Raw genomic sequence first — 13,697 nt, 5'->3', positions numbered from 1 at the left:
CGAGCCGCCGCCTCCCGGGAGCGGATCAGGCCAGGGGATCCGTGGCCCGGTCGTCGATGATCCGCACGCCCGCGGTCGCGATGTCCTCGGCGACCTCCTCCGGCGTCGCGTTGCCCGACACGACCGAGCCCGGCTCCGAGGCCGCGGGATCGGTGCTCCAGCGCTCGGCGGAGGGCCGCTTGGCGGTGATGAAGTCGCCGGAGGACTGGTGGCGGACGCGGCGCAGCACCCACGGCACGAGGTACTCCCGCGCCCACTGGATGTCCTCCGTGCGGGCGGCACGCCAGGTGCGGGCGTGCAGCGGCTCCGGGGCCAGGGGGCGCAGGTCGTCCTCGACGTTCAGCGACTCGAGGACCATGCGCGCGACCTCGTGGTGGCCGTGCGGGTTGAGGTGCAGGCGGTCCGGCGCCCACATCCGCACGTCCTGGATCTCCTGGAGGGACCACTGGTCGGCGACGATGCAGTCGTACCGCTTGGCCAGCGCCCGCAGGTTCTCGTTGTAGATCGCGACCTTCCCGCGGATCCGCCCGAACACGGGGGAGAAGCCCACATCCACTCCGGTGAAGAGGACGACGGTCGCCCCGTCGGAGCGGAGCCGGGCGAGGCCCGACTCGAAGCGGGACGCGATGTCGTCGGGGTCGGTCCCCGGGCGGATGACGTCGTTCCCGCCCGCGGAGATGGTGATGAGGTCGGGGCGCAGCTCCAGGGCGGGCTCGACCTGCTCGTCGACGATCTGCTGCAGGAGGCGGCCGCGCACCGCCAGGTTGGCGTAGGCGAAGTCCTCGTTCTGGCTGCCCAGGACCTCCGCCACGCGGTCTGCCCAGCCGCGGTGCCCGCCGGGGCTGCCGGGCTCGGGATCGCCGATCCCCTCGGTGAAGGAGTCGCCCAGGGCGACGTAGCGGGACCACGGATGACGCTGCTCGACCATCCCTCCATCATGCTCCGCACCCGGCCGCCGGTGGCACGGCGCGACACGCCGTGCGCCTCCCGGCGGGCCGCGGAGACCGAGCCGCTGTCGGAGGCGTCGGCTAGATTCGGTCCACGTGAACAGTCCCTCGAGCTTCGGTCATCAGGTCGGCACCTCCGCCGCTGAGCACCTGTCCCCGTCGTTCCCGGGCAGGGCACCGTGGGGTACCGCGAACAAGCTCCGCGCCTGGCAGGCGGAGGCGCTCGAGGCCTACTTCCAGCACGAGCCGCGCGACTTCCTGGCCGCCGCGACCCCGGGCGCGGGCAAGACCACCTTCGCGCTGCGGCTGGCCGCCGAGCTGCTGCACAACCGCACGGTCGACCGGATCACCGTGGTCGCTCCGACGGAGCACCTCAAGCGCCAGTGGGCCGAGGCCGCGCACCGCGTCGGCATCCGCCTGGACCCGACCTTCACCAACCGCATGGGCCGCCACGCCCGCCACTACCACGGCGTCGCCGTCACCTACGCGCAGGTCGCCGTCCGCGCCGAGCTCCACCGCGAGCTCACCCTGTCCGGCCGCACCCTCGTCATCCTCGACGAGGTGCACCACGCCGGCGACGCCCTCAGCTGGGGCGACGCGGTGCGCGAGGCCTTCGAGCCCGCGGTCCGCCGGCTCTCGCTGACCGGGACGCCGTTCCGCTCGGACACGGCGGCGATCCCGTTCGTCAGCTACCTGCCGGACGAGGAGGGCATCCGCACCTCGCTCACCGACTACGCCTACGGCTACGGCCGCGCGCTCGCGGACGGCGTCGTCCGGCCGGTGCTGTTCATGGTCTACGCCGGGCAGATGCGCTGGAAGTCGAAGGCCGGCGACGAGATGGAGGCGCGGCTCGGCGAGGGCAACACCAAGGACATCACCTCGCAGGCCTGGCGGACCGCGCTGGACCCGAAGGGCGACTGGATCCCCTCGGTCCTCCGCGCCGCCAACACCCGCCTCACCGAGGTGCGGCGCGCCGTGCCCGACGCCGGCGGCCTGGTCATCGCGACCGACCACTACACCGCGCGCGCCTACGCCGCGATGCTCCGCGAGATAAGCGGCGAGACCGTCACCGTCGTGCTCTCCGACGAGAAGGAGGCGAGCGACCGGATCGAGGAGTTCGCGAAGGACACCAGTCGCTGGATGGTCGCGGTCCGCATGGTCTCCGAGGGCGTCGACGTGCCGAGGCTCGCCGTCGGCGTCTACGCGACATCGGCGTCGACTCCGCTGTTCTTCGCCCAGGCGATCGGCCGCTTCGTGCGCGCGCGGCGCCGCGGCGAGACCGCCTCGGTGTTCCTCCCGAACGTGCCCGGCCTGCTCGCGCTGGCGGGCTCGATGGAGCTGCAGCGCGATCACGCCCTCGACCGCAGGACCTCCGACGACGAGGAGTACCCCGAGGCCGACCTGATGGCCGACGCCGAGCGCAGCGAGAAGGCGTCCTCGGATCTCCTGGAGGAGGGCCGCTTCGAGTCGATCGGCTCGGCCGCCACCTTCGACCGCGTCGTCTACGAGGGCGCCGAGTTCGGGATGGAGGTCGAGGTCGAGAGCGAGGAGGAGCTCGACTTCATCGGCCTGCCGGGGCTCCTCGAGCCCGACCAGGTGCGGGAGCTCCTCCAGCACCGGCAGCAGCGGCAGGCCAAGCGCGCCGGCAGCCGCGCGGGGGCGGCGGCCCCGGCCGAGCCGGTGAGCGAGATCCCGGCACCGCTCTACCGCACGCTCAAGGAGCAGCGCAGCCTGCTCAACTCCCTGGTCGGCCTGTGGGCACGGGGGACGGGCGAGTCGCACGGCCAGGTGCACACCGAGCTGCGCCGGCTCTGCGGCGGACCCGCGGTGGCGCAGGCGAGCGTGACCCAGCTGCAGGCGCGGATCGATCTCCTGCGGCGCAGGCTCGGCTCGCACTGATCGCGGTGCGGCGCCCCGGTCCGTGGCGACGTGGCCCTGACGACGGGGCCGATCGCTGCTCCCGCCCAGCCCGGCCGGCCCCTCCGCGTGCGCCGGACAGTCCCTCCGGCGCGTTCTAGCCGATGCACCCGGCGCGGCGCCAGCCCTCCCCGGCGGACCGGGCGCGACCGTACTGTTCGAGCGTGACCCACCGGAACGACCTGCCCGCTCACGCGCCCGCAGGACGAACCGGACGGCGGTTCCGGCCGCCGGTCGTGACCACCGGAGGAGGACCGCGCGATGAGCGCTGACCGTCAGGGGAATGCTCGAGACACGCTCGCTAAGCTGAGCAGTCGGTCCGTCGCGGAAGTGACGGACCATCACCCCCGACGTCGGGCATCCGCAGACCGCACATCGGCGTCTCCCGGACTGCCCGAGAACAATCCCCTGAGGAGTCTCGTGGAGACCTGGCCCGGAACCGCCTACCCGTTGGGCGCGACGTTCGACGGAAGCGGCACGAACTTCGCCCTGTTCAGTGAGATCGCCGAGCGCGTCGAGCTGTGCCTCTTCGAGGAGGACGGCACCGAGACGCGCGTCGAGATCCAGGAGTCGGACGCCTACGTCTGGCACTGCTACCTTCCGCAGGTCCAGCCGGGCCAGCGCTACGGCTTCCGCATCCACGGACCGTACGACCCCGATGCCGGCCACCGCTGCAACCCGAACAAGCTGCTGCTGGACCCCTACGCGAAGGCGATCTCGGGGGAGATCGACTGGGACCAGTCCCTCTTCTCGTACACCTTCGGCGACCCGGACTCGACGAACGACGAGGACTCGGCGCCGCACATGATGATGGGCGTCGTCATCAACCCCTTCTTCGACTGGGCCGGTGACCGCCGCCCGCGCACCTCCTACGACAGCACCGTGATCTACGAGGCGCACGTGAAGGGGCTCACCAAGACGCATCCCGACGTGCCGGAGGAGCTCCGCGGCACCTACGCCGGAGTCGCCCACCCCGCGGTGATCGACCACCTCAAGCACCTGGGCGTCTCGGCGATCGAGCTCATGCCCGTGCACCAGTTCGTGAACGATTCGACGCTGATGGACAAGGGCCTCTCGAACTACTGGGGCTACAACACGATCGGCTTCTTCGCTCCGCAGAACACCTACTCCTCCACGGGCGACCAGGGCCAGCAGGTCCAGGAGTTCAAGAGCATGGTGAAGGCGCTCCACGCTGCCGGCATCGAGGTCATCCTCGACGTGGTCTACAACCACACGGCGGAGGGCAACCACCTCGGCCCCACGCTGTCGTTCCGCGGCATCGACAACGAGGCGTACTACCGCCTCGTCGACGACGACAAGCGCTACTACATGGACTACACCGGCACCGGGAACACCCTGAACGTGCGCCACCCGCACTCGCTCCAGCTGATCATGGACTCGCTGCGCTACTGGGTGACGGAGATGCGCGTCGACGGCTTCCGCTTCGACCTCGCCTCGGCGCTGGCACGCGAGTTCTACGACGTCGACCGGCTCTCCACCTTCTTCGAGCTCGTCCAGCAGGACCCGGTGGTCTCGCAGGTGAAGCTGATCGCCGAGCCGTGGGACGTCGGGCCGGGCGGCTACCAGGTGGGCAACTTCCCGCCCCAGTGGACGGAGTGGAACGGCAAGTACCGCGACACGGTCCGCGACTTCTGGCGCGGCGAGCCGTCGACGCTGGGGGAGTTCGCCTCCCGCCTCACCGGCTCGGCCGACCTCTACGCGCACTCGGGCCGCTACCCGGTCGCCTCGATCAACTTCGTCACGGCGCACGACGGCTTCACCCTCCGGGACCTGGTCTCGTACAACGAGAAGCACAACGACGCCAACGGCGAGGACGGCAACGACGGCGAGTCGCACAACCGCTCCTGGAACCACGGCGTGGAGGGGCCCACGGACGACCCGCGGGTGCTCGCGCTCCGGGCGCGCCAGCAGCGGAACTTCCTCGCGACGATGCTGATCTCCCAGGGCGTTCCGATGATCCTCCACGGCGACGAGCTGGGCCGGACCCAGAACGGCAACAACAACACCTACGCCCAGGACAGCGAGCTGACCTGGATCGACTGGGCGCACGCCGACCGGCCGCTGCTCGAGTTCACCGCGGCGCTCATCCGCCTGCGCGCCGAGCACCCGACCTTCCGACGCATGCGCTTCTTCGACGGCCGCCCCGTCCTGCGCGGCGACGGCGAGCCCCTGCCCGACATCGTCTGGTTCACCGCTGCCGGCACCGAGATGTCCCCGTCCGACTGGGACTCCGGTCTCGGCCGATCGGTGGGCATCTACCTCAACGGCAACGGGATCCGCGAGCGCGACCAGCGCGGACGCCCCGTCACCGACGACAGCTTCCTCCTGTACTTCAACGCCGACGACGTCGACGTCGAGTTCGCGATCCCGAGCGACGAGTACGCGCTCGAGTGGAGCGTCCTCGTCGACACCGCCGGCGCCGAGGCGGACTCGATCCCGCGTCCGGCGGGGGCGGTGCTCACCGTCCAGGCGAAGTCGCTCGTCATCCTCCAGGAGCACAGCACCCCCGAGCCCGAGGTCGACCACTCGGTCGCCGCCTCGCTCGCGTCCCTGGCCGCCACCTCGGCCATCCCGATCGTCTCCTCGACGGGACCCACCAGCCCCCACGCCGAGTCGACCGACTCCGCGACCGCACCCTCGACAGGAGCCTGACGTGCGTCTGCCCGCCTCCACCTACCGCCTCCAGATCCGGTCGGCGTTCGACCTCGACGACGCCGCCCGCGTCGCCGACTACGTGCGCGCGCTCGGAGCGGACTGGCTGTACTTCTCGCCGCTGCTGAAGGCCGAGCCCGGCTCGGACCACGGCTACGACGTGGTGGACCACACCGAGGTCGATCCCGACCGCGGTGGCGCGGCCGGCCTGGCGAACGCCTCGGCCGCGGCGCGGGCGGAGGGCCTCGGCGTCCTCATCGACATCGTCCCCAACCACATGGGCGTCGCGACCCCGAGCGAGAACTCGTGGTGGTGGGACCTGCTGAGGAACGGGAAGTCCTCCCGCTACGCCACCGCCTTCGACATCGACTGGGAGGCGGGGGGCGGGAAGCTGCGCGTGCCGATCCTCGGCGACGGTGCGAGCGAGGGAGACAGCGACAGCGAGCTCGACGCGCTCGAGGTCGTCGGCGACGAGCTGCACTACTACGAGAACCGCCTGCCGATCGCGCCCGGCACCGCCGAGCCCGGCGACTCCGGCCGCACGGTGCACGAGCGCCAGAGCTACGAGCTCGTGAACTGGCGCCGCGCCGACGCCGAGCTGAACTACCGCCGCTTCTTCGCGGTGAACACCCTCGCCGCCATCACGGTCGAGCGGCCCGAGGTGTTCGACGCCTCGCACGCCGAGATCGTCCGCTGGTTCACCGAGGGGCTCGCTGACGGCCTGCGCGTCGACCACCCGGACGGCCTGGCCGACCCGGGCGGATACCTCGACGACCTGGCCCGCGCGATCGGCGGCGCCCCGGTCTGGGTCGAGAAGATCCTCGAGGGCGACGAGGAGCTCCCGCCGCACTGGGCGACCGTCGGCACCACGGGCTACGACGCCCTGGCCGACGTCGACCGCATCCTGGTCGACCCCGACGCCCGCCCCGTGCTGGAGGGCCTCGACGCCGAGCTCACGGGAAAGGGCGCCCCGCTGCAGTGGGCCGACCTCATCCACGACACCAAGCGCGGCATCGCCGACGGCATCCTCCGCTCCGAGGTCCTGCGGCTGGCCCGCCTGATCCCCGGCATCGAGGGAGCGGACGACGCGCTGGCGGAGCTCCTGGCGACCTACCCGGTCTACCGCAGCTACCTCCCCTACGGAGCGGAGCACCTCGAGCACGCCCGCGTCGACGCCGTGCGCCGCCGTCCCGAGATCCGCGCGACCATCGACGAGGTCGCCGCGGCGCTCGGCGAGACCGGCACGCCGGTGTCCGTGCGCTTCCAGCAGACCTCCGGCATGGTGATGGCGAAGGGCGTCGAGGACACGGCGTTCTACCGCTTCAGCCGCCTCACCTCGCTGAACGAGGTCGGAGCGGACCCGGACGAGTTCGCGATCGACCTGGTCGAGTTCCACCGCCGCCAGGCCGTGCGCCAGGCCTCGTTCCCCGCCTCGCTCACCACGCTCTCGACCCACGACACGAAGCGCGGCGAGGACACCCGTGCCCGCATCACCGCACTGGCCGAGGACCCGGAGGCGTGGGCGGCGACGCTCCGCGAGCTCCACGACCTCGTCGGCTTCGGCGACGGCCCGATCGAGCACCTGCTCTGGGAGGCCGTCGTGGGGACCTGGCCCGCCAGCCGCGAGCGCCTGCACGCCTACGCCGAGAAGGCGTCGCGCGAGGCCGACGACTCGACGCACTGGACCGCTCCTGACGAGCAGTTCGAGAAGCGGATGCACGCGGCGATCGACGCGGCGTTCGACGAGCCCGCCGTCCGCCGGCTGGTCGAGCAGACCGTCGAGCGGGTGTCGGCCGCCGGCTGGTCGAACGGCCTCGCCGCGAAGCTCGTGCAGATCACCGCCCCGGGCATCCCGGACGTCTACCAGGGCAGCGAGCTCTGGGAGACCTCCCTCGTCGACCCGGACAACCGCCGCGAGGTCGACTTCGGGCAGCGTCGAGCGCTGCTGGAGCGGATCGACGGCGGCTGGAAGCCCGCGATCGACGCCGAGGGAGCCGCGAAGCTCCTCGTCATCTCGCGCGCCCTCCGGCTCCGCCGCGACCGCCCCGAGCTGTTCACCCGCTATGCCGCCGTCCCCGCGATCGGGCCCGCCGCCGAGCACGCGATCGCCTTCGACCGCGGCGGCGCGCTGACCGTCGCGACCCGGCTCCCCGAGGGCCTCGCCGCTTCGGGCGGGTGGAACGGCACGGTCGTGGTCCTGCCCGGGCACCCGATGGAGGACGTCCTCACCGGCCGCACCTTCGCGGGAGGAGTGACTCCGGTCGCCGAGATCCTCGCCGACTACCCCGTGGCACTGCTCGCCCCGGTCTCCTGACCGGTTCCGCCACCGCACCGCAGACCGATCCGACCCCTCCTGGAGACAGCAGTGATCAGCACGACTCCCTACCGCTACGCACTCCCGACGACCGGGCCCGAGCGGTTCGACGTCTGGGCCCCCGAGGCCTCGACGGTCGAGCTCCTTCTCGGCGACGACTCGTCGCTGACGATGACCCGCCACGGAGACGACGGATGGTGGCGGGCGCCCGCGTCGGCTCCGGCCACCGGCGAGGTCGACTACGGGTACCGGGTGGACGGCAGTGGTCCGCTGCCGGATCCCCGCTCGCGCCGCCAGCCGAAGGGCGTGCACGAGCTCTCGCGCACGTTCGACCCCTCGGCGCACGAGTGGGGCGACTCCGCCTGGACCGGGCGCGAGCTCGCCGGCGCCGTCATCTACGAGCTGCACCTCGGCACGTTCACACCCGAGGGCACCCTGGACGCGGCGGGGGAGCGCTTCGAGCACCTGCGCTCGATCGGCGTGGACTTCATCGAGCTGCTGCCGGTCAACGCGGTGAACGGAACGCACAACTGGGGCTACGACGGCGTCCTCTGGTACGCCGTGCACGAGCCGTACGGCGGACCCGAGGCGTACCAGCGCTTCGTGGACGCCGCCCACCGTGCCGGCCTCGGCGTGGTCCAGGACGTCGTCTACAACCACCTCGGCCCGAGCGGCAACTACCTGCCGGAGTTCGGCCCGTACCTCAAGAACGAGAAGGCCAACACCTGGGGCAGCTCGATCAACCTCGACGGCGAGGGTTCGGACACCGTCCGCGGGTACATCATCGACAACGCTCTGATGTGGCTGCGCGACTACCACGTCGACGCCCTGCGCCTGGACGCGGTGCACGCCCTCTCGGACGAGCGGGCCGTGCACGTGCTCGAGGAGATGGCGAGCGAGGTGGCCGTGCTGTCGGCCCACGTCGGGCGCCCTCTGACGCTGATCGCCGAGTCCGACCTCAACGACCCGACGCTGATCACTCCGCGGGAGGCGCACGGCTACGGGCTCGACGCGCAGTGGAGCGACGACTTCCACCACGCGGTCCATGTCGCGCTGACCGGGGAGACCACGGGCTACTACGAGGACTTCGCGCCGCTCGGCGCCCTCGCGAAGGTGCTGACCCGGGGCTTCTTCCACGACGGCACCCTCTCGACGTTCCGCGGCCGTCACCACGGCCGTCCGGTGGACACCGAGCACATGCCGACCTGGCGCCTGGTGGTCTGCAGCCAGAACCACGACCAGATCGGCAACCGGGCGGTCGGCGACCGTCTGACGGCGTCCCTCGACGAGGGCCGTCTCGCGATCGCCGCTGCTCTGACGCTGCTGGGCCCTTTCACTCCCATGCTGTTCATGGGCGAGGAGTGGGCGGCGTCGACCCCGTGGCAGTTCTTCACCTCGCACCCGGAGAAGGATCTGGGCGAGGCGACGGCGAAGGGCCGCATCGAGGAGTTCGCGAAGATGGGCTGGGACCCGGAGGTCGTGCCCGACCCGCAGGACCCGGAGACGTTCCTGCGCTCGCGGCTCGACTGGTCCGAGGTCGGGGAGGGGCGTCACGCCCGCACCCTCGAGGTGTACCGCGAGCTGGCGGTGATCCGCCGCCGCTACCCCGAGCTGACGGACCCGCGCTTCGGGTCGCTCCGCGTGGAGTTCGACGAGGAGGCCCGCTGGCTTACTCTCGGCCGCGGTCGGGTGACCGTGGCGATCAACGTCGGCGAGTCCGCCGCCCGCATCGCCCTGCCGGAGGTGGCGGAGACGCTGCTCGGCGTCGGGGAGTACGCGGTGCAGCCCGGGGACACCGAGGTGGATCTCGGCGCCTCCTCGCTGCTGGTGACGCTGAGCGCCTGAGCGCCTGAGCACCTGAGCTCCGTGGCGGCAGGCTGTTCAGGTGGCCGGCCGCCGATGTCCTGAACGGCCGCCTGGGGCCCGAGCGCTCAGAGCGTGACCGCGGCGTACTCCGTCGCGGTCACGACCCGCACTCCCTCGTCGTGGACGAGCAGGAGCGCGCGGAGGGGGATGGCCCGCTTGTGGCACGCCGCCGCCAGGTGACGGGCGAGGACCCGATCGGTCTCGCCGAGGAAGGCGCGCCCGGGACGTTCCAGGGCGAAGGCGAGCGAGCCCACGTCCTGGTGCGCCACGGCCTTGGCGAGGGTGGCGACGATCCGCTCGGTCTTCTCCTCGTCGGGGTGCACGGGGAGTCCGTCCACCGGGTAGAGGATCGGCAGCTGCACGCCGTCGCGGTCGAGGAAGATCGGCCACAGGGCCCGGCGGTAGGCCGGTCCGATCAGCGAGGAGACGCGCTCGCGCAGCTCGCGGTCGTTCAGGAGCGGCGCATCGAGGTGCGGAGCGGGGGCGGCGTGGTCGAGAGTGGTCATGGTGTCGCTTTCTCGTGGGGCGAGCGGGCGGTGCCGCTGAGGGGTCATCGGAAGTTGCGGGAGGTGGTGCGAGCGCCGACCTTGAGGGTCTCGAACCTGTCGGCGATGAGGTTCGTCACCCCCTCGTCGGAGCGCTCGAGGATCCCCCTGACCAGCAGGGCGGGTGCCTCGCGGGCCACGCGGCGGTAGCGGTTCCATACTCCGACGGAGCAGATCACGTTGAGGATCCCGTGCTCGTCCTCGAGGTTGAGGAAGGTCACTCCACCGGCTGTGGAGGGACGTTGGCGGTGGATCACGACCCCGCCGACCTCGATCCGGGTCCCCGAGGGGATGGCGGGGAGATCGGCCGAGGAGCGGGCGCCGCGGCGAGCGAGTCCCTCGCGGAGGTGGCGCAGCGGATGGTCGTCGGGCGAGATGCCGGTGGCCCAGAAGTCGAAGACCACGCGCTCCTGAGGGGAGAGCATCGGCAGGAGCGGGGGCTGCACGACGACCGTGGAGCCGGCGAGGAACTCCTCGCGGTCGCCTGCGGCGGTGCCGGCCTCCCAGAGCGCCTGCCGGCGCTGCAGACCGAGCGAGTCGAAGGCGCCCGCGGCGCCGAGGGCCTCCAGCTGAGCCGCGGTCGTGCCGACCCGACGCGAGAGGTCGGCCATGCTCGCGTAGGGTCCGCCGCGTTCGCGCTCGGCGACGATGTGCTCGGCGAGCGCGGTGCCGATGCCCTTCACCCCGGCCAGCCCGAGCCTGATCACGAAGCCGCTGTCGCGCCTGTGGTCGTCCGTGTGGAAGTGCTCGGTGCGGTCGAACAGTCCCGTGGGCGGCTGATCGGCGCGGAGGCAGTCGTCGCTCCCGTAGGCGGCGCCGCTCCTCCGGCGTGCGGGGGCATCCTCCTTCGCCTCGAGCCCAGGAGGCGCCAGGGAGCGGTTGACGTCGGGCGAGACGACCTCCACTCCGTGACGCCGGGCATCGGCGACCAGGGTGTGCGGGGCGTAGAAGCCCATGGGCTGCGCCCTGAGCAGCGCGGCGGTGAACGCGGCGGGGTAGTGCAGGCGGAGCCAGGCGCTCGCGTAGACCAGCAGGGCGAAGCTGATCGCATGGCTCTCGGCGAAGCCGAAGTTCGCGAAGGCCTGGATCCGGAGGTAGATGTCGTCCGCGACCTCGCCCGTGATGCCGTTGCGGGCCATCCCCTGGTAGAGCCGCTCGCGGAGGGTCTCGATCTTCTCGGTGCCGCGCTTGGACCCCATCGCCCGGCGCAGCAGGTCGGCGTCCTCCGCGTTGCAGTCGCCGACGGCCACGGCCACCTGCATGAGCTGCTCCTGGAAGAGCGGCACGCCGAGGGTGCGCTTGAGCGGCGTCACGAGGAGGGGGTGCTGGTACGTCACCGGCTCCTCGCCGAGCTTGCGGCGGATGTAGGGATGGACCGCACCGCCCTGGATGGGGCCGGGGCGGATGAGCGCTACCTCGATCACCAGATCGTAGAAGCGGCGCGGCTGCAGCCGGGGGAGGGTGCCCATCTGCGCCCGGCTCTCGACCTGGAACACCCCGATCGAATCGGCGCGGCAGAGCTGGTCGTAGACGCCCTTCTCCTCCCGGGGGAGGGTGGAGAGGTCCCACTTCTCGCCGACGTGCTCGGCGACGAGGTCGAACGTGTACTGCAGGGCGGCGAGCATCCCGAGCCCGAGGAGGTCGAACTTGACCAGGCCCATCCAGGCGCAGTCGTCCTTGTCCCACTGCAGGACGGTGCGGTCCTCCATCCGGGCGGGCTCGATCGGGCAGACCTCGCCCACAGGCCGGTCGGTCAGCACCATGCCGCCGGAGTGGATGCCCAGGTGCCGGGGCGTGCCCAGCACCCGGGTGGTCAGGGCGACCACGTCCTCGGGGATGTCGTGGTCGGTGCTCTCGGTGACGGACCCCCACCGCTCGACCTGCTTCGACCAGCCGTCCTGCTGCCCGGCGCTGTATCCGAGGGCCTTGGCCATGTCGCGCACGGCGAACTTGGGCCGGTAGGTGATGACGTTGGCGACCTGGGCCGCGTTCAGACGTCCGTACTTCCGGTAGACGTACTGGATCACCTCCTCGCGCCGCTCCGAGTCGAAGTCGACGTCGATGTCGGGCTCCTCGTCGCGGATGCTGGAGAGGAACCGCTCGAACGGCAGGTCGTAGAAGATCGAGTCGACCGCCGTGATGCCCAGGACGTAGCAGACCGCCGAGTTGGCGGCCGAGCCGCGTCCCTGGCAGAGGATGCCGTTCCGCTTGGCGTAGTGGACGATGTCGTGGACGATCAGGAAGTAGCCCGGGAAGTCCTTCTGCTCGATCACCGCGAGCTCCTTCTCGAGGCGCGCGAGGACGTCGGCGTCGGCGCGGGGGTACTTGGCCGGCACGGCCTCGCGCACGAGCTCGCGCAGCCAGCTCATCGAGGTGTGCCCCTCGGGGACCTCCTGGCGCGGCAGCCGGGGCCGGACTCGGCCGAGCTCGAAGGCGATCTCGTCGGCGACGCGCACCGTGTTCTCCACGGAGCCGGGGTAGCGGCCGAAGCGCTCGGCCATCTCGGCGCCGGAGCGCAGGTGGGCGCCGCCCGCTGCGGGGAGCCACCCGTCCATCTCGTCGAGGCTCCGGCGTGCTCTGACCGCGGCGAGGGCCGTCTGGAGGGGGCGCTCCTCCGGCCGGGCGTAGTGCACGTTCCCGGTGGCGACCGTCCGCAGCCGGAGCTTCTCGGCGATCGCCGCCAGCTGGTCGTTGGCGCGCGAGGCGAGGGGATCCCCGTGGTCGTACAGCTCCACGAGGACGTTGGCGGGACCGAAGAGCCGGACGAGCTCGCGGACCTCCTGCTCGGCCGCGGCCACTCCTGCGGCGGCGAGCGCTTGACGGACCGCTCCCTTGCGGCAGCCCGTCAGCACGATCCAGTGGCCGTCGGCGGCGCGCGCGAGCTCCTCGAGGTCGTAGCTCGGCTTGCCCTTCTCGGCTCCGGCGAGCTGGGCGGTGGTGATCGCACGGGCGAGGCGGTGGTAGCCCTCCTCGCGGCGCGCGAGGACGAGCAGGTGGGTCCCCTCCGGATCGGCGACCCCGTTCTGAGGCGAGGTGAGCCCGATCGAGAGCTCGGCTCCGAAGGCCGTGCGGACGGCGTGCCCCTGCGCGGCCTCGGCCATCCTCACGATGCCGTAGAGGCCGTCGTGGTCGGTGAGCGCGAGAGTGTCGATGCCGAGCCGGACCGCCTCCTCGACCAGCTGTTCCGGCTTGCTCGCCCCGTCGAGGAAGCTGAAGTGGGAGTGGGCGTGCAGCTCGGCGTAGGGCACCGGATGAGCCGGCGGCCGGACGTCGTCCCCTGCCACGTAGGCGGGGCGCTTGTGCGACCAGGCCGGACTGTCGCCGCCGTCGCCCCGGACGACCGTGCCGTCGGCGCGCTTGCCGCTGGAGAGGCGGCGCTCGAACTCCGACCAGGGGATCGGTGGGTTGTTCCAGCCCATCGGGGCTCCTTCGGTG

General features: G+C 71.8%; 7 protein-coding genes. 4 read left to right on the top strand and 3 right to left on the bottom strand.

What is annotated here, in order from left to right; translation table 11 throughout:
* Nucleotides 1–25: 25 nt before the first annotated feature.
* Nucleotides 26–928 (bottom strand): SGNH/GDSL hydrolase family protein, encoded by a 903-nt coding sequence (locus C5C63_RS01915; protein WP_104325410.1) that lies wholly within the window; start codon nt 926–928, stop codon nt 26–28.
* 115 nt (nt 929–1,043) lie between these two features.
* On the opposite strand from C5C63_RS01915, the gene C5C63_RS01910 reads away from it, so the two are divergent.
* From C5C63_RS01910 to treZ, 4 genes are all read left to right on the top strand, one after another.
* Nucleotides 1,044–2,846, top strand: coding sequence for a DEAD/DEAH box helicase (locus C5C63_RS01910; protein WP_104292102.1), 1,803 nt, complete (start codon nt 1,044–1,046; stop codon nt 2,844–2,846).
* Between the two features lie 438 nt (nt 2,847–3,284).
* Nucleotides 3,285–5,537 (top strand): glycogen debranching protein GlgX, encoded by a 2,253-nt coding sequence (gene glgX / locus C5C63_RS01905; protein WP_104232615.1) that lies wholly within the window; start codon nt 3,285–3,287, stop codon nt 5,535–5,537.
* A gap of 1 nt (nt 5,538) precedes the next feature.
* Complete coding sequence (treY, locus tag C5C63_RS01900; RefSeq protein ID WP_104325409.1) at nt 5,539–7,851, top strand: malto-oligosyltrehalose synthase; 2,313 nt, start codon at nt 5,539–5,541, stop codon at nt 7,849–7,851.
* A 51-nt stretch (nt 7,852–7,902) separates the two neighbouring features.
* Nucleotides 7,903–9,696: a malto-oligosyltrehalose trehalohydrolase gene (gene treZ / locus C5C63_RS01895; RefSeq protein ID WP_258065368.1), complete on the top strand. Its 1,794-nt coding sequence runs from the start codon at nt 7,903–7,905 to the stop codon at nt 9,694–9,696.
* Between the two features lie 86 nt (nt 9,697–9,782).
* Here treZ and C5C63_RS01890 read toward each other — a convergent pair whose 3' ends face one another.
* Entirely contained in the window at nt 9,783–10,223 is a 441-nt protein-coding gene (locus tag C5C63_RS01890; RefSeq protein WP_104221992.1) for a hypothetical protein, read from the bottom strand.
* A gap of 44 nt (nt 10,224–10,267) precedes the next feature.
* Nucleotides 10,268–13,681 carry an error-prone DNA polymerase gene (locus C5C63_RS01885; RefSeq protein WP_104292100.1) on the bottom strand — a complete coding sequence of 1,138 codons (3,414 nt, stop codon included), beginning with the start codon at nt 13,679–13,681 and terminating at the stop codon, nt 10,268–10,270.
* Nucleotides 13,682–13,697: the final 16 nt, after the last annotated feature.

The organism is Rathayibacter sp. AY1B8 (assembly GCF_002932775.1).
Taxonomy (GTDB): domain Bacteria; phylum Actinomycetota; class Actinomycetes; order Actinomycetales; family Microbacteriaceae; genus Rathayibacter.
The sequence above is the reverse complement of the archived record's forward strand: the minus strand, read 5'-3'. Positions and strand labels throughout refer to the sequence as shown.

What these genes read in the sequence shown, in the direction of transcription:
- C5C63_RS01890 (WP_104221992.1), bottom strand. Translation starts at nt 10,223, where the DNA reads ATGACCACTCTCGACCACGCCGCCCCCGCTCCGCACCTCGATGCGCCG.
- C5C63_RS01915 (WP_104325410.1), bottom strand. Translation starts at nt 928, where the DNA reads ATGGTCGAGCAGCGTCATCCGTGGTCCCGCTACGTCGCCCTGGGCGAC.
- C5C63_RS01885 (WP_104292100.1), bottom strand. Translation starts at nt 13,681, where the DNA reads ATGGGCTGGAACAACCCACCGATCCCCTGGTCGGAGTTCGAGCGCCGC.